Source organism: Erythrobacter sp. K21-9, assembly GCF_055808355.1.
Map to the genome: position 1 here is coordinate 2,545,298 of NZ_CM147866.1, position 22,988 is coordinate 2,568,285.

Annotated in this window: 23 protein-coding genes; 9 read left to right on the forward strand and 14 right to left on the reverse strand. The window is 60.0% G+C overall.

What is annotated here, in order from left to right:
* Positions 1-27: 27 nt before the first annotated feature.
* From AC0L39_RS13050 to AC0L39_RS13065, 4 genes are all read right to left on the reverse strand, one after another.
* Entirely contained in the window at positions 28-243 is a 216-nt protein-coding gene (locus AC0L39_RS13050; RefSeq protein WP_473258475.1) for a hypothetical protein, read from the reverse strand.
* A 22-nt stretch (positions 244-265) separates the two neighbouring features.
* Positions 266-1,171 carry a CDP-glucose 4,6-dehydratase gene (gene rfbG, locus AC0L39_RS13055; RefSeq protein ID WP_473258477.1) on the reverse strand — a complete coding sequence of 302 codons (906 nt, stop codon included), beginning with the start codon at positions 1,169-1,171 and terminating at the stop codon, positions 266-268.
* The gene (rfbF, locus tag AC0L39_RS13060) at positions 1,164-1,985 is read right to left on the reverse strand and encodes a glucose-1-phosphate cytidylyltransferase (protein ID WP_473258479.1); all 822 of its coding nucleotides are present in this window, start codon (positions 1,983-1,985) and stop codon (positions 1,164-1,166) included. Before rfbF ends, rfbG begins: the two co-directional genes overlap by 8 nt.
* Positions 1,986-2,141: 156 nt before the next feature.
* Entirely contained in the window at positions 2,142-3,710 is a 1,569-nt protein-coding gene (locus tag AC0L39_RS13065; protein ID WP_473258481.1) for a glycosyltransferase family 39 protein, read from the reverse strand.
* Positions 3,711-3,932: 222 nt separating this feature from the next.
* On the opposite strand from AC0L39_RS13065, the gene AC0L39_RS13070 reads away from it, so the two are divergent.
* From AC0L39_RS13070 to AC0L39_RS13085, 4 genes are read left to right on the forward strand one after another with little or no spacing between them, the layout of a single operon-like run.
* Positions 3,933-4,424 (forward strand): glycosyltransferase, encoded by a 492-nt coding sequence (locus AC0L39_RS13070; RefSeq protein ID WP_473262389.1) that lies wholly within the window; start codon positions 3,933-3,935, stop codon positions 4,422-4,424.
* Positions 4,396-5,055: a glycosyltransferase gene (locus AC0L39_RS13075; protein ID WP_473258483.1), complete on the forward strand. Its 660-nt coding sequence runs from the start codon at positions 4,396-4,398 to the stop codon at positions 5,053-5,055. Before AC0L39_RS13070 ends, AC0L39_RS13075 begins: the two co-directional genes overlap by 29 nt.
* Positions 5,052-6,023, forward strand: coding sequence for an ATP-grasp domain-containing protein (locus AC0L39_RS13080; RefSeq protein ID WP_473258485.1), 972 nt, complete (start codon positions 5,052-5,054; stop codon positions 6,021-6,023). Before AC0L39_RS13075 ends, AC0L39_RS13080 begins: the two co-directional genes overlap by 4 nt.
* Entirely contained in the window at positions 6,016-6,705 is a 690-nt protein-coding gene (locus AC0L39_RS13085; RefSeq protein WP_473258487.1) for an HAD family hydrolase, read from the forward strand. Before AC0L39_RS13080 ends, AC0L39_RS13085 begins: the two co-directional genes overlap by 8 nt.
* Here AC0L39_RS13085 and AC0L39_RS13090 read toward each other — a convergent pair.
* The 5 genes from AC0L39_RS13090 to AC0L39_RS13110 all read right to left on the reverse strand — a co-directional run bounded on the left by AC0L39_RS13090 (position 6,702) and on the right by AC0L39_RS13110 (position 13,695).
* Positions 6,702-9,179: a sugar transferase gene (locus AC0L39_RS13090; RefSeq protein ID WP_473258489.1), complete on the reverse strand. Its 2,478-nt coding sequence runs from the start codon at positions 9,177-9,179 to the stop codon at positions 6,702-6,704. The genes AC0L39_RS13085 and AC0L39_RS13090 overlap by 4 nt on opposite strands.
* Positions 9,112-9,639, reverse strand: a complete 528-nt coding sequence (locus AC0L39_RS13095; RefSeq protein ID WP_473258491.1) for a Wzz/FepE/Etk N-terminal domain-containing protein — start codon at positions 9,637-9,639, stop codon at positions 9,112-9,114. Before AC0L39_RS13095 ends, AC0L39_RS13090 begins: the two co-directional genes overlap by 68 nt.
* A 169-nt stretch (positions 9,640-9,808) precedes the next feature.
* Positions 9,809-10,591 (reverse strand): glycosyltransferase family 4 protein, encoded by a 783-nt coding sequence (locus tag AC0L39_RS13100; RefSeq protein WP_473258492.1) that lies wholly within the window; start codon positions 10,589-10,591, stop codon positions 9,809-9,811.
* A gap of 333 nt (positions 10,592-10,924) precedes the next feature.
* Positions 10,925-12,094: a lipopolysaccharide biosynthesis protein gene (locus tag AC0L39_RS13105; protein ID WP_473258493.1), complete on the reverse strand. Its 1,170-nt coding sequence runs from the start codon at positions 12,092-12,094 to the stop codon at positions 10,925-10,927.
* An 11-nt stretch (positions 12,095-12,105) separates the two neighbouring features.
* The gene (locus tag AC0L39_RS13110) at positions 12,106-13,695 is read right to left on the reverse strand and encodes an O-antigen ligase family protein (protein WP_473258495.1); all 1,590 of its coding nucleotides are present in this window, start codon (positions 13,693-13,695) and stop codon (positions 12,106-12,108) included.
* Positions 13,696-14,007: 312 nt separating this feature from the next.
* On the opposite strand from AC0L39_RS13110, the gene AC0L39_RS13115 reads away from it, so the two are divergent.
* Genes AC0L39_RS13115 through AC0L39_RS13135 form a run of 5 tightly spaced genes read left to right on the forward strand, consistent with a single transcriptional unit; the run spans position 14,008 to position 16,467 of the window.
* Positions 14,008-14,643 (forward strand): pectate lyase family protein, encoded by a 636-nt coding sequence (locus AC0L39_RS13115; RefSeq protein WP_473258497.1) that lies wholly within the window; start codon positions 14,008-14,010, stop codon positions 14,641-14,643.
* 19 nt (positions 14,644-14,662) lie between these two features.
* A complete protein-coding gene (locus tag AC0L39_RS13120) occupies positions 14,663-15,280 on the forward strand; it encodes a hypothetical protein (RefSeq protein ID WP_473258499.1) in 618 nt (205 codons plus the stop codon).
* Positions 15,277-15,561, forward strand: coding sequence for a hypothetical protein (locus tag AC0L39_RS13125; protein WP_473258501.1), 285 nt, complete (start codon positions 15,277-15,279; stop codon positions 15,559-15,561). Before AC0L39_RS13120 ends, AC0L39_RS13125 begins: the two co-directional genes overlap by 4 nt.
* Positions 15,558-16,211, forward strand: coding sequence for a glycosyltransferase family protein (locus AC0L39_RS13130; protein WP_473258503.1), 654 nt, complete (start codon positions 15,558-15,560; stop codon positions 16,209-16,211). Before AC0L39_RS13125 ends, AC0L39_RS13130 begins: the two co-directional genes overlap by 4 nt.
* A 4-nt stretch (positions 16,212-16,215) precedes the next feature.
* Positions 16,216-16,467, forward strand: coding sequence for a glycosyltransferase (locus tag AC0L39_RS13135; RefSeq protein ID WP_473258505.1), 252 nt, complete (start codon positions 16,216-16,218; stop codon positions 16,465-16,467).
* A gap of 8 nt (positions 16,468-16,475) precedes the next feature.
* Here the strand turns inward: AC0L39_RS13135 and AC0L39_RS13140 are convergent, their stop codons facing one another.
* The 5 genes from AC0L39_RS13140 to AC0L39_RS13160 form a co-directional block, all read right to left on the reverse strand.
* A complete protein-coding gene (locus tag AC0L39_RS13140) occupies positions 16,476-17,714 on the reverse strand; it encodes an outer membrane beta-barrel protein (protein WP_473258507.1) in 1,239 nt (412 codons plus the stop codon).
* Positions 17,705-18,283 carry a polysaccharide biosynthesis/export family protein gene (locus tag AC0L39_RS13145; RefSeq protein ID WP_473258508.1) on the reverse strand — a complete coding sequence of 193 codons (579 nt, stop codon included), beginning with the start codon at positions 18,281-18,283 and terminating at the stop codon, positions 17,705-17,707. Before AC0L39_RS13145 ends, AC0L39_RS13140 begins: the two co-directional genes overlap by 10 nt.
* Before the next feature lie 171 nt (positions 18,284-18,454).
* Positions 18,455-19,309, reverse strand: coding sequence for a sulfotransferase (locus tag AC0L39_RS13150; RefSeq protein WP_473258510.1), 855 nt, complete (start codon positions 19,307-19,309; stop codon positions 18,455-18,457).
* Between the two features lie 4 nt (positions 19,310-19,313).
* Positions 19,314-20,507 (reverse strand): DegT/DnrJ/EryC1/StrS family aminotransferase, encoded by a 1,194-nt coding sequence (locus tag AC0L39_RS13155; RefSeq protein ID WP_473258512.1) that lies wholly within the window; start codon positions 20,505-20,507, stop codon positions 19,314-19,316.
* 20 nt (positions 20,508-20,527) lie between these two features.
* Positions 20,528-22,624, reverse strand: a complete 2,097-nt coding sequence (locus AC0L39_RS13160; protein ID WP_473258513.1) for a polysaccharide biosynthesis protein — start codon at positions 22,622-22,624, stop codon at positions 20,528-20,530.
* Between the last annotated feature and the right edge of the window lie 364 nt (positions 22,625-22,988).

Sequence of the window (22,988 nt, forward strand, 5' to 3'; positions counted from 1 at the left end):
CTTCGCCGTGAACCGTCTGTCCGTAATTTACACGCATATCGTCAGCTTCTCTTTCTCATTCTGGACCGGACGTTCTGCGCCCGAATATTGGCGGATTTGATCGAGGGTCACGCCGCGCATGTCGGCCTTCCCGTCGGCATAGGTGCGATACCAATCGGCGGTCATTGCGATGGCTTCATCGGTGGAGAGCTGCGGCTTCCACCCAAGCCTCTGGCGAGCCTTGCTGCTATCGAGGGTCAGCATTCCGGCTTCGTGCGGATCGCTTTCACGCTTTCCGAAGAGTATGTCTAGCCGCGCCCTCTCCCCACTGGTCCCGGAGACCGCGCGCGATCGTATCGACTTCCATGAAAGCATCGGCGGGCGGCCCGAAATTCCAGGCTTCGGTGTAGGCGCTGCCCTCATCCGATATAAGTTTTGCAGCAATCTGCAGGTAACCGGACAAAGGCTCGAGCACGTGCTGCCACGGCCTGACGCTCGCGGGATTACGGATCGTCACTTCACGACCTTCGAGAGTTGCGCGGATGATGTCGGGGATCAGCCGGTCAACCGCCCAGTCGCCGCCTCCAAAGACATTGCCCGCGCGCACTGTTGCGATCCGGGGGCTACCGGGCTGCGAGAAAAAGGATTGGCGGAAAGCATTGGCGATGATCTCCGTGCAGCCTTTCGAGGCGCTGTAGGGATCGGATCCGCCGAGCTGGTCGTTTTCGCGGTAGGGCCATGCCCATTCGTGGTTTTCGTAGCACTTGTCGCTGGTAACAACGACGACGCCCTTGAGATTGGACATGCGACGCGCCCGGTCGAGCACAACCGCCGTTCCGGTCACATTGGTCGCAATGGTTCCGACCGGATCATCATAAGACGGCCGCACAAGCGATTGCGCTGCCATGTGAATGATAAGGTCGGCGTCGCAATCCGCGCTTGCGCGCTCGAACTGCTCCGCATCCCGGATGTCCGCAATACGGTGATCCACGAGATCGCCGATGCGCGCGCTTTCGAACAGCGATGGCCCTTCTGGCGGAGGCAAGGCGATGCCGGTCACTTCGGCGCCAAGCTCCGCAAGCCATATGGACAGCCAGCCGCCCTTGAACCCGGTATGTCCGGTGACAAGGACGCGCCGCCCGGCGAAGGCATCGCGCAAAGCTTGATCAGATGATGAGGCGCGATCAGACATTCAGCAATTCACCCGCCATGTCGGTGCTGGTGATCGCCTGGCCGTTTTTGAAATCCATCCACGGCGGCAGGTCCTGCGAACCCAGCTTTTCCAGCGTGTCGCGGTCCCTGATCGTGTCCATTGGATGCCAGAATCCGTGATGCTTGAAAGCCATCAGCTCGCCGTCATGGGCGAGGCTGGTCAAAGGCTGTTTCTCAAGCGGCTCGTCATCGCCTGTGAGATAATCGAGCACACCCGGTTCGAAGACGAAGAAACCGCCATTGATCCAGGTCTCGTGCTTCTGCACCTTCTCGGTGAATTCGGTGACCTTGTCGCCAGAAAGCTCCAGGTTACCGAAGCGTGCAGGCGGCTGAACCGCGGTGACGGTGGCAAGCTTGCCGTGCGATTTGTGGAAATCGACCAGCGCTTCGATATCGACGTTTCCGACACCGTCCGAATACGTGACCATGAACGGCTCGTCGCCCAACCAGTCCCGCAAGCGGCGAATGCGCCCCCCGGTCATCGTCGACAGGCCGGTATCGACGACAGACACGCTCCAGTTGAGCTTGCTGGTCGGGCGCAGATCCATCTCTCCATTGCCAATGCCGACCGTGAAGTCGTTGTTCATCAGGTGGAGGTCCTGGAAGAAGCTCTTGATCGACATCGCCTTGTAACCGCAGGCGACGATGAAATCGCCGAAGCCGAAGTGGTCGTAGATGTCCATCACATGCAGCATGATGGGACGCCCCGCGACCTCGACCATAGGCTTGGGGATACGCGTGGTTTCCTCGGCAAGGCGAGAACCCAGACCACCGGCGAGCAAGACAACCTTCATCGCTTCTTCCCTTCACTTCGAAACAGGACGCGCGGAATTCATTATTCCGATGCCCGCAATCTTAGGCGAGAGGGCCTCCGCGCCGAAGTGGTCATGAGGGGTAGGTAGGTTTAGTCAGAAATTGCCCCAAGGGGCTATTGGCCCGTTCGGAGACAGTCACTGCGGAGCGACATACAGATCGAAGCCTTCAGCGACGCCCGTGCTCTCATAAACTGCAAATCCGCGCGAAATCGCGTACTTCGCTAAGGCCTCTTCGATCGGTTCGGCCCGGTTGACCAGTATTGCATCGGGCCGGTCTGCATCGAAGAACGCCTCGAGCTCATCAGGTGATGTAGTGCGATAATAGGCGCGATCCTCTTCGGACATGTATGGCGCGACCCGGTAAACGAATTGCCCGGCTGCAAATTCGGGATAGATGCCATACCCCCCTTCGAGCGCCATCACTGGCGTCAAAGCGGCGACCCTGGCCCCCGGTGCCAGCCCGGCCTCCTCCCCGGCGGCACCGACTTCACGTTTATAAGCGATAGTCTCCCAAGAACTAGGGCTGGTCAGCTGCACTAGGCCCGGCAGGATGCGTGTCGCGCCCATCACGAGCGACATGACGGCCACAGCGAACATCAACGGCAAAACGATTTGAGCGCTCTTCGGCGGGATGATTGCAGCCATGACAATGAAAAGCAGGATCAGGAATGGCAGCAATGGCACAAAATACTGCTTGAAAGACGGGGTCGGAACGAAGGCAACACCCAGACTGCACACGAGCATGCCGATAAGCAGGATGATGCGCCAATCGGCAAGCACCTGCACACCCGACCGCATCATTGCGCTCGCTCCCAATGCAGCGATTCCGGCGATGCCGAGCAGGGTCGAATTGGCGAACCATATCTGTTCGGCAAGCAGGATCTTGTCCTCTAATCCGACCGTCTTCGGCTCATCGACACCCTGCCAATAGACAGGCTGAAGCTCGGTGAAATAGCGCAGTGTGTGCGCAAGGAAGCCGTCGGGATCGATTGCGAGATACGCTAGCGCAGGGATGCCGCCCACAATCCCGCCGACTGCTAGCGGAAGGAAAGTCCGCAGCAGGCGCTCGCGGAATGGTCTCTCGCTTGGAGCAAGCAAGGCAGCCAGTGCAAACGCCGGTGCTAGCATTATGAAATTGACCTTCAGACCAATCGTAAGCGAAACGAACAGTCCCGCGAGAAACGCCTCGAGTCCGGCTCTTCGCGATTGAGACAGCGCCCCAAGCAGAAAATAGAATGCGAGAAATGTGAGCGGGATCGGCAGGAAATTGTTGCTGACAATCATGCCTGAAGGACCGAGCAACAGCGCATTGCCAAGCAATAGCGCGCTGGCCGCGAAGAAGACTTCCGCACCCAAATTCAGACGTTTGACGATTAGCCAGATGGCCAGGATCGCTGTCAGCCAGGCTCCCAGTATGACGAGGCGCCCGGTGAGGAGGTAATGCTCGGTGCCGGTGACCGCGAAGACCCCGCCAAGCAGGAAGGCGAGATTGGGCAGGTGGTTAAAACCCAGGTCCCGGTAGAGATCGCCGCCGCCAAGCTGACTTGCGACCGAGACAAACATGTTCTCGTCGCGGTTCAGCGGATAGGACAGCACACGCCCGGCGAGCCCCAGCAGGGCAAGCGCCAGCGCGGCGAACCCGGCAAAGGTCACCATTGTTGAGCCTGAGGATTTCTCCATCGCCGCCGTATCCGTGCGCGTCATTTCCAAAAGACCAGATCCCCCTCCCCGCTATGTGATGGACGCGGGAGCAGAAACTGGCGATGACAAAGAAGGCGTAATCCCTCCGGATGGTTCACCCGTTTCGGCCCTCCGAAATCGCTAACACCCAAAAGGGGTTAGACCGAATGCACTGGCTCACGCAGGCCACTTCACGTGCTAATCGTGCACGAACACTTGCAAAGGCGGTCTTTTCACTTGAGCACGATGCGTGTCGCAATATTGGTCACGGCTCTCGGCGCGGGCGGCGCTGAACGAGTCATCGCCCAGTTGGCGCGGCATTGGTCGGGCCGGGACTACTCTGTCAGCGTCATAAGCTTCGATGCGGCAGATGATCCGGTCTATCACGACATGCCGGAGAACGTGCGCCTGACGCGGCTCGGCTGTCCGGAAGGCGGGACAGCCGGCTACATGAAGCGTCTTGTCAAGCTGAGATCTGCACTGGCGGATACTTCACCGGACATCCTGATATCGTTCCTGACCAAGAACAATCTACTTGCTTCTATCGCGAAGGCGGGCTTGCCGTTTCAATGGATTGCGTGCGAGCGTAACAATCCGGAGCGCCAGAAAGCGCATCCGCTGTGGAACCGTATGCTCGATCTTGCCTACCGTAAAGCCGACGCAATCGTCTGCCAGACGCGCGGAGTGACCCGGTGTTTTCCCGCGGTACGTGCAGGACCGCATTACCATCATTCCTAACCCGATCGCTCCGGCGGCGGGTGATGTGTCTCCGAGAGCCAAGCGTGTCACAGCGGTCGGCAGACTGGATCATCAAAAGGGATTCGACCTGCTAATCGACGCGTTTGCGAAGATTGCCCCGAAGCATCCGGACTGGATGCTCGATATCTGGGGCTCAGGTCCGGAACGCGCCGCATTACAGGACCAGATCGCTGTTAGAGCGATGCAGGATCGGATCAATCTCCGGGGAACATCGCGTAAGCACGCAGGCTGGCTCGATGACGCAAGCCTCTTCGTGCTCTGCTCGAGATATGAAGGTTTCCCCAATGTGCTGGGTGAAGCGATGTCGGCAGGCCTGCCCGTCATCGCCACCGATTGCGATTTCGGACCGTCTGACATGGTCGAGCACGCAAAGGATGGATGGCTGGTCCCGGCTGAAAACGAGGCCGGTCTTGCCCAGGCGTTAGACTGCCTGATCTCGGATGAGCCGCTTCGACAAGCCTTGGCCGAAGCTGCCCCAGCGGCGGCGGCGCGATTTGCGGCGGACACCGTGATGGCCAAGTGGGACGAATTGATCGACCGCCTCATGCTCCAAGGTCGCTTGGAAAGCTCGCCGGGTGGCGCGAAAAACCGGGCCTATCCCGCTCAATGAGCGCCGAGATCATTCCCATCCTGTTCACGTCAGCCGGGCGCCGGGTCGAACTGACCCGCTGCTTCCGCGCCGCAGCCCAGCGCCTTGGCCTGAAGGCAGAGGTGCACGCTTGCGATCTCGACCCGGCACTAAGCGCAGCCTGCAATGATGCTGATCACGCGTTCGCGGTCCCTCTCTGCACAGCGTCAGACTACATCGATGTCCTGTTCGATTATTGCCGCGAGCATTCCATCCGCCTGCTCGTGCCGACCATCGATCCGGAATTGATGCCGCTGGCAGAAGCGCGGGAGCGCTTCGCATCTATCGGCACGTGGCTGCATGTCAGCGGGCCAGAGACGATCGCAATCGTGCGCGACAAGGGCAAAACGACCGACGTGCTGCGCGAGGGCGGCGTGCCCGTCCCCATGACCGCGCCGATCGAGGCCGTGCGCGCTTCGCCCGATGAATGGTCATGGCCCGTCTTCCTGAAACCTGCCGGCGGAAGCGCGAGCCGGGGTATCGGATTGATCCAAAACCCGGAACAGATTGCTGCGGAATATCCCGAACCGATGATCGTCCAGGAATATCTTCAAGGCAGTGAATACACGATCAACATCTACATCGATGCGCAGGGGCAGCTTGTGACAGCGATACCGCACAAGCGGCTTTCGATCCGGGCAGGCGAAGTGGAAAAGGGCATCACGGTCCGGCGCGCGGAGATCTGCGAAATTGCAGAAAAGCTCGTCGCTGCCCTGCCCGATCCGACCGGCGTCATGTGCTTCCAGTTGATCGAGGATGCGAACCGAGGGCTGCGCATATTCGAGATCAACGCTCGGTTCGGGGGCGGCTATCCATTGGCAGACCGGGCAGGTGGGCGATTTGCCGAGAGTCTCCTGGCGCGCATTACCGGGCAGCCCGAATGTGCAAGTGACACTTGGCGCGAGGGCGTGACGATGATGCGCTACGATGCGGCGGTCTACCGTGATTGAAGTCGAAGCGGCTGTCATCGTCCTGGACCTGGACGACACGCTGTACCTCGAACGCGACTTTGCGCGCAGCGGTTTTACGGCGGTAGCACAGCGTTTCGCACATCGTTTCGACGCTGACGAATTTGCGCGATATTGCAGCACAGCTCTCGATGAAGGGACACGCGGCAATATCTTCGATCTTGCGCTGCGCAAATCCGGCGTCGAACCCTCAGCCGATCTGGTTGCACGGCTGGTCAAGACCTATCGCGGTCACACGCCCGATATCACGCTGTGTCCTGACGCCGAGCGGTTCCTCGACCGCATGGGGGCGGCAGTATCGGCTCTCATAAGCGACGGACCCGAGCCTACCCAGCGGGCCAAGGTCGAGGCGCTGGGGCTAAGCGAGCGGATCGACCACGTTTTGCTTACCGGAGCCTGGCCCCAAGGATATGGCAAACCGCATCCGCGCGCCTTCGAAGCCGTCCAGCAGTGCTCCAATCGCAAACCTCAGGAGCACATCTACATCGCCGATAACGGTGCAAAAGACTTTCTGGCTCCGGGCAGGCTCGGCTGGACGACCATCCAGATCCTTAGAGATGGGCGAGTGCATGACGGTTCGCCGCCCACACCGAAACACGCAGCAGATGCCGTGATCTCAAGCCTCGATGAAATCGCTATCACGGTCCCGACTCAGGCGGCCTAGCCGGGCTTGTGGTCTCCGCCATTGTCCATCGCCTGCGCTGCTTCGGTTTCACTCTCGCCAAAAATCATGACGAGGAACGTCCTGAGCAGAATCTGAAAATCGAGCCACATGTTTTGGTGCTGGGCGTACCAGAGGTCGAGATCGATCTTGCGGTCCAGCGAAAGGCGCGTGTTACCATTTACCTGTGACCATCCGGTCAGGCCCGGCCTCACATCGCCCCTCGCCTCGCCGCGCGCTCCAAGTTGCTCTATCGTTTCGGGCAATAGGGGCCGCGGGCCCACGAAGGCGAGATCGCCCGCCGCGATGTTGAACAGGCCTGGCAGCTCATCGAGCCTGCTGCGGCGCAGGAACCGGCCAAATCCGGTAACGCGCTCCTCATCAGGTAGAAGCGATCCATCCGCCTTGCGGCCATCGCGCATGCTGCGCAGCTTCACCATCGTGAAAGTCTCGCCGCCAAGCCCGCTTCGGGTTTGCCGGAAGATGACAGGAGACCCCATCGTCACAAGCACGGCAAGCGCAAGGATCAGGATCACCGGTGAGAGAACCAGTAGCAAGGCGGCTGCCACGATCCGGGAAATAAGATGGCCCATGAATCGCACCCGCCGCGCCGTGCCGGCAATCAGGCCGCGCGCGGTTGACGTACCGAACATGCCTGCAAACCGGTTACGCAGATTCTCGACCCCGGTGGGCGGATCGAAATAGCTCGAATAATAGTCCGAGGAGTCCATGTAGAACTGAACCGAGTCGCCATAGCGCCTGCGCGCATGTTCGGCATAATTGACATGGTCGAAGATCACACCGCTCGGACGGAAGCTCAACAGCTGCAATGCAGCGCGCATCTGTTCGCTCGTCGTCCGGCCCCAGCGCGCGACCATGATCGTCTGATCGGCATAATCGCACATGGCCCTGGCATCGCGCACGGCAAGCGCCGCAGGTGCGTTGATGACGATGAAGTCGAAACGTTCGCGCAGCGCCTCGATGAGGTCGGTCAACTTGCGCGACGAGATCATCGAATTGGGATGGTCAACGTTACGGCTCGCGCTCAGGATCATGACCGGAGTGGCTTCCTCCACTTCGATATTGTCGTCGTCGAGATGCTCCATAGGGGGCGGCATGAGCGTGTCGAGTTCTACCTTGCCTGCAATCAGGTCAAGCAGGTCGGGCGCGTCGATCTGGTCCTGCAATTGCTGCACCAGACCGCGTTTGCGCAGGTCGAGATCGAGCACAAGAGTCCGGTCGCCGATCGCAGCGCCAGCGGCAGCAAGTGTCAGCGACACGGTCGACTTGCCATCGCCCGGCAACGGCGAGGTGACCAGCAGTACCTGCGCCCCGCCTTGCTGGCGCAGGGCTCGCACGTCGCTGTATGCAGAGCGCGCCACCTCCGCGAAAAGCGATTGCGGGTCGTCGATGACCGGGCTTTCATTCGGATCTCCTTCAAGCTGCTCCTTCGGCATCAGGGGCAGCATTCCGAAGGTCGGAAGGTTGAAGTGGCGGCTGATATGGGCCGCCGTGCGCAACCGGTCATCGAGGAATTCGCGGGTAAAGGCGACCATGAAGCCGAGAAGTAGCGAGGCCAGCAGCGCAAACAGCGCCGACTTCGCAGGCGAAGGCGCAACCGCATCGTAACTCGGCACGGCGGGCGAAACGATGGATGAGGTGACCCCCTCCAGCTGCATTTGCGCGCGCACTTGCTCCAGGCGGTCAGCGATTGTCTGGTAGGCCTGGTCAGCAAGTTCGGATGCGCGGACAAGTTCGCTCAGCTTCACTGAATTGGCGACGTTCCGGTAAGCACGTTGTTCAAGCGAGGACGCGATACCTGCAAGGCGCGCTGCGGTCGCTGCATCGCGGCTGGCTTCGCTCCGGGCAAGGCCAACCATACGGTCGGCATTGGCGGAATTGACCTCGGCCGCAGCGGACCGGGCCCGGTCACGCTCGATCGCGATATTCGAATCGACCGCAGCAAGTTCGGACGTCACCCGCACCATGTCCGGGTGGTTGGGACCGAAATTGGGCGCCATTCGCGATTGTTCCGCCACCAATTGCGCGCGTTGCCGCTCCAATTGGTCGAGCGCAGCTGAACTCGCTTGCGCAGTGCTGGAGTTTTGTGTCGCGGTCGATACTCCTCCGGCCCGCGCCGCTGAACCTGCGCGCGCAGAGCTTGCGGTTGCAGCGGCTGCCGCAATCCGGTTGAGCTGCGAAAAATCCTCACCGCCGCCTGCGCCCACCAGCATCCGGTTCTGACGCCTGAAATCGGCCACCTCCTGCGATGCCAGCTGCGCCGTTTCGCCGCGTTCTTCCAGCTCTTGTTCAAGCTGAATGACGAGTGCTCCCCGGCGTTCGTTGGCGATAGAGCTGCGCACATCGCGGACCGACAATGGGAGCTGGTTGGCAATCCGCGCAGCCAGTTCAGGCGAGCGCGACGTTACCGTGACCTGAAGCAGGTCCGAATTGGGTTCGGACGTGACTTCGATCATCGAAAGCAGCTTGTTCGTGGCGACTTGCTTGACCTGTTCCGCGGTGCCCTCTGGATAATCGATCTCTCGCAGGAAATCGGGATTCTTCCAGCAAATTGAGTTCTGCAAGAACCCGCTCTGCGGATGACCGCGAGCGGTGCAGGCGGACCGCATTGGAAACGCGTTGGTTGTTGCGCGATCCGATGTCGGCCTGGTTCAAACCCACCTCGTCGATGAGCTCGACCTGGACGTGCGAGGTGGAGCGGTAGATCTTCGGTGAAAGCAATTGCTGGGCAAGAACCGCCAACGTTACGACAGCGACGATCGTGATGATCATTGTCTTGTGCCGGGTCGCAATGCGGATCAAATCGCGCAGCGTCACCGGGGCGTTATTGTCAGCCATAAGCCCATTTTGATAGAAATTGGGTTGCGCAGCCGGCGGAAGCGGAGCCTGTTCTGTTGGCGTTAGCGCTTGTGACATCAATCAACCCCGTTCACTCAATCAAATCCGTCTGGATAAGGCGGCCTCTGCCGAACGGCTCTCTCAGCCGATACGGTTCTGCGCACACTATGAGAGTTTCAGGCGAGCAATGATAAAGGGCATACGGAGAACCGGTGGTTCATTGATCTTAGCCCTTTTGGCTGGTGTCCTATCCTTTTGATGCGAGCGAGCTGTAAAGTTCGAGATGGCTGGCCGCGGTTTTGGCGGCAGAGAATTGCGCTCCGGTGCGATGCGCTCCTCGCGAAAGCGACGCATACAGCGTCCGATCCTCGGTCAGGCGAAGGATCGCGTCAGCCAGCTTCACCGGATCGTCGCGCCCAGCCAAGATGCCCGTTTGCTCGTGCGCGACCAGATCGTGATTGCCGGGTACGTCGGTCGCCACGACGGGAAGCGCCATTGCCATCGCTTCGAGAATTGCCACCGATTGCCCCTCGTAATGCGATGTGTTGAGGAAAAGATCGGCATCGCTCAGCAATTGCGCAACATCGGAGCGCTCACCAAGGAAGTGGACAATGTCCTGCAATCCCTCGTCTTCGACCTGGCGGCGCAAATCGGCAAGACCCTCACCCGCTCCCGCTATCCGGAAAACGGCGATTGGTGCGCCGGCTTGGCGTGACTGAACTTCACGCGCCGTGTCGATAAGCAGTGAGTAGTTTTTCTGGTCCGAAATCGCCCCCACGCTCAGGATTCCGCAGGGCGTTTTCGCGGCTTGCCGCGATTCAGTAGCGAGGAAATCGGAGGATACGCCGTTCGATATGCGCTTCGCCGGTTTGCGGCATTGTTCGCTGTATATCGCCTCGGTTTCGGGGCTGATTGCGACATATCCGTCGACCACGGTGTCGATATACCGGAAGAAAATGCGTGGGAACGTGAGGCGGCTGTTGTGATGTGTCAGGATTACACGTCCACCGAACCGGGACCACGCGACCATCGGAATGGCACGCGCGGTATGAGCGTGGATCAGTTCGGGTTCGTCCCGGTACGAGCAAAAGATTGAGGGCGCGTACCGCCGCTTAGTGGGTCTCGCAAGCGACCAAGACCGAGTGACACGAATTCACCGCCTTCATCGCGTATCTGTTTTGCAAGGCGCTGCTCTGTTGCGGGAGAATTGCCTACTGTTTCAGCGTCGCATAGGGCGACGACCGTGTGCTTCACGCCTTCATCGGCAAAGCAGGCATTCAGGCTGACAATCAAACTCTCTGCGCCGCCGGACGCTAGGCTGGTGATTATGGACCAGACGTTCAGGGGCTCTGTATCTGGGCTCTCAGCACCTTCGGAGCTTATGGTGGTCGAAACTAGGTTCATGTCCCCCCTCAGCCGCCTGCTTCCTGATCCCGCTCCACATGGCAAGGTCGAGCAGGATCGCCGTGGAAAGACCGAACGCGATATGAGCGAAATTGGCTCCAATCGCTCCAAATTGCGGGATGGCGATCAGGGCTGTCGCGAAGAAAATCACGGTGGCACATACCGACACTGCGAGGACTTCGGTCGGCCTGTTCATGGCAAGCAATGCCGAGCGGGAGGGAGCTGCATGAAGCATTAATAGGACCGCGACCAATTGGGCGAGCAACAGGGGATAGGCCGCTTCGAATTCAGCCCCGAATGCGAAACCGAGTATTGGCTTTCCTACCAGCCAGACGCCACCAATCGCAGCGAGCGCAAATCCGCCAAGCAGCAATTGTACCCACTTCACGATGTTCTGGAATTCCTTGCGATTGGCGTTGACCCAGTGCCTCGCGAGGTCGGGGTAAGTCACCATCTGAACCAGATCGCCTATTTGCTGCGCAACATGGCCGATCCTTCGGGCAAGGAAATAGAGACCGGCAGCAGCAGGGCCGACAAACAGTCCGACAAGAAGGGTATCGACCTCGTGCGTAAGAGTTCTCAAGGTCGACGAGATGTTGGTCGAAAATGCAAACTTCAAAAAGCCTGCAAACTGGGCAGGCAACCCGCGCCAACTGACGGAAAGCAGGCTCGGCACGCCGCGCGCCTTGAGGCTCCTGAAGCCGAGAAAGTTGAATATGGCTGCGTCGAGCATCTGCATCGCAGCCCACAGGATCACGAAGCCAATCAGCCCCGCGCCCTGCACCATCAGGGTGAAAGCGATGATGAGCCGCCCTATGCCCGAGATTGACTGGATATAGGCAAGCGTCCTGAACCGGCCTGCCATGCGCAGCGCTGCGCTCGGCATCCCGCGGATATTACAGGCAATTGCGATGGCATAGATCGCGACCAGGCCAGTCTGATCGGGTTCAAGACCAATCAACGGCCCGATCACGAACCCGGCGATCACCGCGACAATCGCCGCGGCCCAGGCAGCACAAATGTCGAGCATCAGCCCATAGACATAGAGCCGCGCGATGTTTTCGCTGTTTCCGGAGGTCTCCTCCTCCGCAACGTAGCGGACGAGCGGCTGCCAGGACTCGAAGCGCAATAGACGTTCGCTCACCCGGTACCGACAGCGAGGATAAGCACAAATGCGCCGAAAGCGCTCGGGCCAAGGGCTCGGGCAGCAAAGGATATGCTGCCGAACATGATGATTGCGGTCCCGACATTGCCGCCCAGCAGGTGGGCGAGGCTCTCCATCCGCTGGCGGAGCACACTCTTGCCGCTAGCTTCAACAGCGTTTTCAGGCGCTGTTCCTGAATGGCTTGATGGCGCGCTTTTCATCGAGTGGCGGGTTCCGAATCCCCTGCAGGGGAATGCGCGGGCTTTAGCGGTGCCTCGTCGAGATGCTGTGGGAACCGATCGAAATTCACCGGGGCTTTCCATCGCGCCATATAGAACGCAAAGATTAGCGCGACCGGCCCGAACCAATGGCGCGCATACATGTGCGGCATCGACATCGTGTAGATCAATATGACTGCGAGGACTGCAAAGCATGCCGCAGCGCCGACACGGCTTGTTCGGTACGACCATGATCGCTGTCGCAAACAGGCACAATAGCAAGATCGCCAACCCGATGAACGACAGCGCCCCGCCTTCATTGAGCAGCAACAGCGCCAGGTTGTGAACAGGTGCGCCGTAAACGCTCGCCGCGCGGTACTGATCGACGCCCATCCCGACGATCAAATGAGGATCGGCATTGGCCCACGCTTCCTGGATCAGCGCCGCTCTGCTGACGAATGTGCCAGCTTTGCTGAGGTCCAATCCGACGACAGCCTCGACCACGCGGTCGACAAAAATCTCGGGGAGCGGACCGCCTAATCCGACATACAGGACGGTCCCCATCAGAATCGGAACGCCGATCCGGTGGAACCCTTTCGACCACGTCATCAGGCCGATCAGACTTATCGATACCAGCAGTGCAAGCAGTGAAGTGAAGCTGGCACTGAAAACCATTCCGGCGAGAATTACCGCCGCGATCAATGCCGCAAAGGTATTGCTAATTCTGCGTTCGATTACCGCAGAAAGCAGTATGATCAATGCAAATACACACACAGCGCCATTGGCGTTGGGCTCGGCTGTTATTGCGCCGATGCGGTCATTGCCGCGCACCACAGTTCGCCCCAAAATCGGGGTCAGTGCCGCATACCCGAATACCTGCAATGCCAGGATGCCCAGCACCTGCGACACCGCAACACCATACGTGAAGGCGAGCGCCGATTTCCCTAGAAAATCACGGTCGAAACTGGTCAGCACGATTGGAAGCACCATCAGTGCGATGAAATACTGGGCTGCGATGATCGACCAGCGCATCGCTTGTTCGTTGACAATCGAGCCGAGGAACAGACCGCCGAGCAGCAAGATAACACCGGTCATCCAGAGTGCAGTGAGCCGACCGAAAAGGGCAGGGTTGAGACGGCCTGACAGCAGCAACGCGCCGAGAGCTAGCACAAACGCTGCGTCGGACAGGGTCACGTTAACCTCGGGCAGGCGGATCAACTGCCATGACAGGAAAAAGCAGGCGATGAGCACCAACCAGCGGGCTGCGACATCCAGCATCGCTCCGCCCTGCGGCGAAAGTGCCCCCACAGGCGGGCGCAGCGAGCCTGCGCCCGGCCCGGTATGCTGCCCCGATGCCGCTCCATTCATGCCTGCGATACTGCCCGCCCGCTTCGGCCAAGGCAAAGGCACCTAGGGCGAATGCACGGGGCATTGGCATTACGTCATTTGGCGATACTGGCGCCTCAGGCATCTCGAATTGATAGCTGTCAGCCCCTTGCTGCAACGCGTAATTTGCTGACCTGAACCGCAAAAGGGAGGAATTCGCCAAGTTGGAGGCGAGCGTACAGCATGGGAAATTTCGCGCCATCCGCTTTGCCAAAGCCAAATTCCCGCCGTGCGCCACTGCTTTTAGCGGCCTTTTGTCTGCCAGCCTTTGTTCTGTCATGCTCAAACGCTCCGGTGCGGGAAACCCAGATCCTCGTATCGCAGGACCCGCCGCAACCAGTCGCCTTTCCCGCAGCCATCGGCCACGGCGCCGAAAGCAAAGGGGGCCAGGGCGGACGGGTGATTGCAGTCACCTCGCTCGCCGATAGCGGGCCCGGAACTTTTCGCGAATGCGTAGAGGCCGAGGGACCGCGCGTCTGCGTGTTCCGCGTCGATGGTGTGATCCGCTTTACCCGGCGCCCGCCATTCATCCGCAATCCCTACCTCACTATCGCCGGGCAAACTGCGCCCGGCGTTGGCATAACCTTGAGCCACTCAGGCGGGGCCAGCGGTCGAACACCGCTGGTGATCAAGGACACGCATGATGTGGTCGTCCGCCATATCCGCGTCCGGCTCGACCGGCCCGGCGGTGATCGGCGTGCGGAAGATGCCATCACGATCGAAGACAGCCGCAATGTCGTCATCGATCACGTCAGCGCAAGCGGCGCCCGCGATGAGATCATCAATGGATATGCCGACAACGACAATATCACGATCAGCAATTCCGTGTTCGCCTATGGCATCCCAAGGCACGACAAGTGCGCTTTGCTCGGCAGCGACCCGGCTCGGCCCGCAGAATGTAAGCTTTATCGCCAATATTTGCGCCCATAATGGCGACAGGAACCCGGATGTGAATTTCCCGCGAGGCTCGTGCATCGAGATCGTGAACAACCAGCTCTATAACGCCCAGTCCGAATTTGCCGAAGTCTGGGAAAGCGAAGGCGGAACGCCGGTTTCCCTTGTCGGCAACAGTTTCATAGCAGGGCCGGACACAGGGCTTGGCGCAGTGGGGATCGAGAACGACCGGATAGGATCGAACGCGAGCGCGGCTATCTTCGAGACGGACAACCGGTTCATCGGGAATTTCACAAGGATCAGCGCGACAGCTCGGGAGCGGCTGACGGATAGCCCGCCTTGCGCTCTCACCGCTGCGCCGAAGCCCGCTGAGCTTGCATATGACGACGTGCTGGCGAGCGCAGGAGCCTATCCGCGCGACGCCATTGACGCACAGGTCGTAGGCGAAATCAGGACAAGGCGCGGCAGGATCGGTTACCTCCCGCGCAATCTTGCACAAGCGAGCGGTCGAGCGCCATACATCGACGAGGACGGTGACGGGATGGACGATAGCTGGGAAAGCCGGGCAGGTGCCGATCCTTCGCGTTCCGACCCTTGGGACGATCCAGACGGCGACGGGATTTCCCATCTCGAAGCCTTCCTGACCTACCGTGAAAAGGCGCTGCAGCCATGAGCCCGGCATCTGTTGCCTTGCAAGGTGCGGCGAGCGGTCGAGCGCCAGATGAAGACCGTTTGACGGTGTTCTATCCCATGGCCGGTGACACGATGGGCGGGAGCCATATTTCGCTGTTGGGGTTGCTCGAGGGCCTCGATCCGAAAGATGTTCGCATCGTCATGGGGCTCGAAGTGCCTGACGGTACCGGCTTGCAGAGCATTATCGCGATTTCGAACAGCTCTCCGACCCCGCCCCGCCCGATCAACCTTTCGAGGCGGGCAAGCCATTCGGTGCCTTGAACGCACTGGCGACGATGAAGGGCTTGCGCCGCCGGGCCGCCTTTCTCATCGAAAACAAGATCGACATCGTTCACACCAATGACGGACGGACCCATGCGACCTGGGCGCTCGCGACGAAGCTCGCTGGAAAGAAGCTTGTGTGGCATCATCGCGGCAATCCGGCCGCGCGCGGTTCGCTTCATGTTGCTCCCTGGCTCGCCGACCAGGTCATCACGGTTTCCTCCTTCGCAATGCCCGCAAACCGGCTTGGTGGTTCGGACCGGGCGCATGTCGTGCACAGCCCGTTCGACGTATCGATTTCGGTGGATCGTGCCGCTGCCCGCGCGCGGAATTTGGATGAATTTGACCTGCCAGAAGACGCGATTATTTGCGGATATTTCGGTACCTTTATCGATCGCAAGCGCCCTCTCGCATTTGTAGATGCGGTCATGGAACTGTCCAATCTCACGACCCGCCCCGTAATCGGCTTGCTTTTTGGCGAACCCACAAATGAAGCCGAAGCGCAGGCAATTGCGACGAAAATCGGTGAAAGCGCGGGTGCAGCCATCGACGCAGGATACCGCTCACCAGGCCATGACTGGCTGGGCGGGTGCGATCTCTTGCTGGTGCCGGTACCGTCGATGAGCCGCTCGGTACCGAACGCTGGTTGAGGCGATGCTGGTTGGCGCGCCCGTGGTCGCGACCAATTCCGGAGGCAATCCCGAAGCTCTGGCGGGGGATTGCGGCGCGCTTGTCCCCGATCTCGAAGCCCGAAGCATGGCCCAGGCTGCCATCACTTTGCTTGGCGATGACGCTCGGCGCGCAGAGATGGTCGATCGCGCAATGCGCAGTGCGCGCGAGCGATTCTCGCAGCAGCATCACGTGGCTCAGGTCTTGAAAATCTACCGCCAGCTTGCGGGCCGCTAAGCCCGAATTCAGAACCGGATCCGCACTCCGATACCGCCGCGAAACCGGTCGAATTCCTCCAGGGGAAGATCGCTTCCGCGTGAGCCATAGGATACCTCGCCAATTACCGAAACATTGCGGCTGAACAGGTACTCGATTTCACCGCGCGCGATCACTGTATCTTCGGTGATCTGGCTGTCGATGAAGTCGCTTTCACGGTAACCGATACTGGCGCTCGAATACAGGTTGTGGCGGATTTCCTGCTCCCAGGTTAGCCGAACGGTCGTATCCGTCCGCCCGCTTGCTCCGCCGCGAAATGTCGCAACGTCCCCGCGCGACGCATCGAAGATCACGGCTGCGCGGCGGGTCGGGCGGTAGACCAGCAACCCTTGAACCGAGAGGCCCGTGCGTGCATCCAGCGACGGGTCTTCGGGCTCATTGCGAAACACCCCGGCAGACAGGCTTCCTTCGAAAAAGCCGCCCGGCACGAATTCGACTCCGACCCGTCCTCCATAGATAGTCGCATCGCGGTTTATCCCTTGCGGCGAGACCGGTAGGCGAAAATCGCGCTCGCTGCCGAACACGGAGGCTGTCACGAATGTCCGGCCACCGACCCTGATACCGACCTTGGCCGTCCCGCCATAAACGCTGAAATCGCGGTCATCGTCGATGGCTGCCCGCGCATCGAAATCCGTCGCCTCGGCACGAAGGTCGAGCAGCAGCTTGCCGCGCGAACGGCGGTAGCCCGCCTCGATGGAGGCAATGTCGATCTGCCGCGGGCCTAGCGTCGTCGAGCGCCTAGCTTCAGGATCGCCGCGATCCTCGATCGCCCGCTGCCAGCTGGCGACAAGGCTCAGGTCTTCTCCCTCACGCGGTGTCAGCGCGAGCCCGGCATCGAAGCGGAATGCTTCTGTATTCTGGTTCGATTGATCGGCGAACCGCCGGACTTCAAGTGCGGAATTGAAGGTCGCGGTCAGGGTTCCGCTGCGATGGACTGCGCCCGCCTGCGTCGCCAGAGTGAAGAGCGCGTCGCCTATCCTGTCATCGGGTAGCGCGAATACGTTATCGTCGTATTCGATCCGCGCATCGGCCTCGAGTGTGACTGCAAGTGGGCCGATTTGCTTGGGTATTGTCTCGAATTCCGGATCATCGCGTGGGAGCGCCGGGGCGACCGTCGGCAAGGACTGCGCCAGCAGCGCACCGGGCGTCAGGACAACAGGGGCGCAGATCAGCGCGGACGCGGTCGCCCGCGATTTCGTCAGAACCATTTTTCGAACACCCGGATACGGTCACCAGGCGTGATCGGGGTCTGATTGTCTGCCGAGCCAACCACATCGCGGCCATTGATGGTGCGCGTGATTTCGACCTGGTCCGCTTGTGCCCGGTAGGTGTAACCGCCCGCTGCCGAGATCGCGGCCTGCACGGTCATCCCTTGCCGATACTGAAACTCGCCCGGTCGATTGACTTCGCCAAGGACGTAATACGGGCGAAGCTCGGCTGGCTGGACGTTGACCTCTGGATTGGTGAAAATGCCCGCTGTTTGATAGGCTTGCGCAATTGCCGCCTGCACCTCTGGCAGGGTGAGTCCGCGGACCTCAATTTCGTTGATGTAGGGCAGCGAGATCGTGCCCGCACTACTCACGACATATTCGCCATCCGTGCCGTCGATATCCTCGATGGCGATCTTGATGCTGTCGCCGGTATCGACCGCCTGAGGGCCGGCCTCGACTGCGGGGATCGGCGCGAGACCAGCGAGGCCGCTGCTGCATCCTGCCAGTAAGAACGGCACGCTGCCAAGCATGATCGCTGCTTTGATCGATTGTATCATAGACGCCATTGTTTTCGCCCCCGCGCATTTGCCCGAATTTCGTGGGTATGAGACTAAGGCAATAGCCTAAACCTGCCGTATGCGCATTAGGCGAATATGTGGTGCAATCGTTGCAATGGCGGGCATTTGGAAAAACCCAGCTATTCGTTCGGATTAGCCAAACCGAATAGGTCGAAGGCATTATGAAGCGGCTTCCCTCGTGTGGTTGCGGTGCCATCGGGCAAAATTAAGCCCGAGCAGCTCGCGGGCAAGCGCTGTGTCCTCGCGGTAGAAATCCTCAAGATGCTGGCGCAGATCGTCGGATAGCGGCGGATAGTCGATCTCGCGCGCCATTAGCGAGCGCGCGCTCTCGAACAGCGGATTGCCGCGTAGTGGTTTCACAGTGCTCTTAAGCGGTGCGAGCAGCTGGCGGACCGACAGCGGAAGCAGGCGCGCGCGGCTGTCATTCTCCCTCTCGCTCGCAAGCTCTGGATCGAAGGCCGGCTTTGCGCCGATATGCTGACTGACGGCTTCGACAACCGCTTGAGGACGCATTTGCACGTCCTCGAACAGGAATGCGAGCATCTGCTCTTTCGCGAAATGATCCAGCCATCTGCTGATGTGGAGGCCGTAAAGACCGTCGTACAGGAATCGCGGATAGTCGTTGTCGGTTGTGCGAAGGTAATCTTCGGGCGAGCCGCTTACGAGACCTCGCCGGAAATACATCTTGTAATCGGAATAGGCTCGCTCGACCGGATCGCGCAATTGCAGCACCAGCCGAGCATTAGGGATCATCGCGGCCATTCTGGGCGGAACCTTCGGGTCGGACAAATAGTCGACCGATTTCTCGCCAATTGCCGCACAGGTGGCGGCGGCTGGTCCAAACCAGCTGCGATAGTGCGCTTCGCCCCGCTCATATTCGCGCGAGAAAAAGTGCGGCTCGGGATCCGGCATGTAGATTGCCGGATTCTCCTGTAATTGCGCCTGTATCCACGTCGTCGCAGCCTTGGCCGCTCCTATGATGACAAACTGGGGAAGACCGTCTTGCTCGCTCACAGGTCTATTCCTCCAGCGCGGCGATCAGGGCATCGGCGATGCGGTGCATGTGATCTTCGTCAAGAGTGTGATCGACAGGGAACATCAGCGTCTGCTTGCCCAGGCGGTGCGCGACCGGAAGGCCGCCATCGCGCCGGATTGCGACCCCTTTGAAGGCATCTTCCTGGCTCATATCGGGGCACGATCCCGTCCCGGCGGGGATGCCAGCTGCATGGAGCCGGGCGATCACCCTTGAGCGATAATCTTCTACATTCTCACCGCTTGGCGCGCGAAACTGAGCGTAAAACTTGTAGCGCGCATGGAAGGTTTCATTCCCGATATCCGGGAGCGCGAGCCTCTCATGACCATCCAGACGCGAAGTAAGCACAGCGGAATTGCGCTGTCTTGCCTCCAGCCATTCGGGAAGCTTGGCCAATTGCCGCAAGCCGATCGCGGCCTGAAACTCCGTCAGCCTGAAATTTGATCCCGGGTTATCATGGATGAAGCGGAACTGGCCGGGCGCACCGCCGCCATCGGCCATCTTGGAGAAGTTTTTCCCATGATCCTTGTAGGAACGGCCAGCCTCGTATGCGGCTTCGTCGCGAAACAGGACAAGTCCGCCCTCCCCTGCCGTAGACATGATCTTGTCGGTGCAGAACGAAAACGCGGCGGCGTCTCCGAAAGAGCCGACCCGGCGATCGCCGATAGCTGCGCCGTGCGCCTGCGCGCAATCCTCGATCACGAACAGGTCATAGGCTCTGGCGAGCGCCCCGATCGCATCCATATCGCACGGCCATCCGGCGAGATGGACGCACAGGATCGCCTTCGTCCTGTCGCAGATCAATCGCTCGGCGGACACGGGATCGATGTTCTGGTTGTCCATCAGGACGTCGGCGAAAACCGGAGTTGCCCCGATGGCAAGTACCGCGCTTGCAGATGCGAAGAACGAGCGCGCCGGGACGATCACTTCATCGCCCTGGCCGATCCCAAGTGCGCGCATGGCCACTTCGAGTGCGAGTGTGCCGTTGGCGACACAGAACCCGTGATTGGCCCTGCAAAATCCAGCAAATTCGCGCGCAAGGGCGGATGTGTTGTCGCCGTGCACAAGCCCGTTCACGCGGCCAGACCGAAGCACCTGCGTCGCAGCTTCGATCTCGTCCTGCTCGAAACACGGCCACCGGGTTTCGACCGGTCCCGGCTCCAGAGGCCGCTCAATCATGGCACTTTGCACGTGGGCCATCAGGTCACCGGATCGAGATTGCGAAAGACGCTCCGCTCACGCGAGGAGCTTTGCAGGTCGAAACGGGCACCGCTATTCGGGATCTTGGCGAGATGGTGCGTGATCCGGGTGGCTTCCTCATGGTCGCCATCGCGCACCACCCGTTCGAGCCGCTCGATGCTTTTCTTGATAAAGGGGAGCGGGATCGGCTGAGAGCGCGCTTCGAAAATCCCTTCCACGCGCGAGGATACCTGCTCTTCGCAATTGTCGAACAATTCCTCGAACAGCTTTTCACCGGGGCGCAGACCAACGAATTCGATCGGCACATCGACTTCCGGTTCGAGACCGTAGAGCGAGATCAGACGGTAGGCGAGGTCGATAATCCTCACCGGATTGCCCATGTCGAGCACGAAAATGGTCCCGCGCTCCGAATCCTGCTCAAGCGCCGAAGAGCTGCTTTGCAGGATCAATTGAACCGCTTCTCGCACCGTCATGAAGAACCGTTCGATATCAGGATGTGTGACCGTCAGCGGCTTGCCCTGATCGAGCTGGCGCTGGAACAACGGCAGGATCGAACCACTTGAACCGAGGACATTGCCAAATCGAACCGTCATGAAGCGCGGCGCATTGACGTCGTCCACTCCGCACATGTCGAGCGCCTGGCTGTAGAGTTCGCCTACTCGCTTGGTCGCTCCCATCATGCCGACGGGATTCACGGCCTTATCGGTCGATACCTGAACCATTGCGCGCACTTCGAACTCGCACACAGCATCGGCGACGACCTTTGTGCCGAGCACATTGGTGTGGACGCCCGCGCACGGATTGTTCTCCACGATGGGCACATGCTTGAGTGCGGCAGCGTGATATACGATCGACGGGCGGTGCTTTGCAAAAACCCGGCGCACTTCGGCGGCATCGCGAATATTGCAAATCTCGGCCCTGATATCGAGATCGGGATAGCGTTCGCGCAGGGCCATCTCGATATTGTAGAGATTGTATTCGCAGTGCTCGACCAGGACCAGGCGCGATGGTTTGAAGCTCGCCAGCTGACGGCAAAGCTCACTGCCGATCGTACCGCCCGCCCCGGTCGTCAGAACGCAATTCCCCTCGACCTGCCGCGCGATAAGGTCGCCATTGGTCTTGTATTCGTTCCGGCCCAGGAGCGACTTAACGTCGAGTTCCTGAGGATGATTTGGGCTCGCCCGCAGGAGAATCTCGCTCCAGCAATCCTTGATGCGAGAAAGCTCCAGGCCTAGTTCCTTGGTCCTGTGCGTCAGCCGGGCCATTTCACGCTGGCTCAGATGCATGCCGTCATCGCTCGCAATGACGATAGTTGGCTTGCGTCCCTTCCGGGCCAGTGCCTCGACCACTTCTACGAGCATATCGTGGCTACCGAGCACCTTGGCTTTCCCAACCTGGTCGATCGGATCGCTGATCGATGGAAGCAGGACACCTGCCACTTCGAAACTGGGGCTGTCTTCGGCCTTTATCAAATCGAGCACCGAAAGCGCCCATTGCGGCGATCCAATCAGCAAGGCGATGCCGAGCTGTTCATCCTGGCTTTTCGGCAGGAAGGCGTTCGTTATGGTGTTCGGCCTGAGGCCCTCTCGCGCGGACCGGCGCAGCGACCGCAGGCCCATCATGAACATGACCGACAGCAGCCACTGCATCAGCGCCGCTGCGGCAAACCCCGGGCCAGGCGACTTGCCGAGCATGACCAGAACCGTCGTCCATGCAACAGTGGTCGCTGCGAGGTTGATGAGCACGACAAACATCGCATGGCCGAAACCGAAAAACCGCCAGCTGCGCTTGTATAGTCCGGAAAAGAAAAACAGCGCGGCCGAAAGGCATCCGAAAGTAAGCAGGACACTGGGGTCAAAGAACTGGCGCGCCAGAACCGCGGAGAAGATCAGCGATGCTGTGATGAGCAGGCTGGTGACGACCGCAAGTCCGTCGAGCCCCGATAGAAACACCAGCCGCGCGATCCGCCTGAGGCTTGCCCTGCGCCCCCGCGCCGGACGGCTGTTGTTATTGGCAAATGTACCCGGGATATCTTGCAGACGTGCAGGTTCGGTCGGTTCGTCCTGTTCCGGTCCAGTCGGTGATTGCTGGTCCATTGGTTTCTACCGTTCCTTCACATTGGCCGCGGAAAGCATGTTTGCGCCGGCGCTAATTCTTCACCCCTTGATAACCATTCAGGAGCGTCCCGGCAGACGGGCAAAGTGGCACTAACCAAAATGGTCGGGCATCCGCCGAAGGGAGTGGGCAGTCCTCGCCAAGTGTGATGTGACGGGCAGCTTGGGCATCGCCACGGCGGCTGATCAGTCGGTCATCTCAAACGGGTATGATCCGGAATGCCGATTGCTTGAAAACCGCGCTCCCCGATACTGCCTAACCGCAAGTCCGGTGTGCTTCAGGCCGAACCAGAAGCCCGGCGACACCGGCGGTTTGCTGATCGATCAGAGAGGGCGGATTACGACA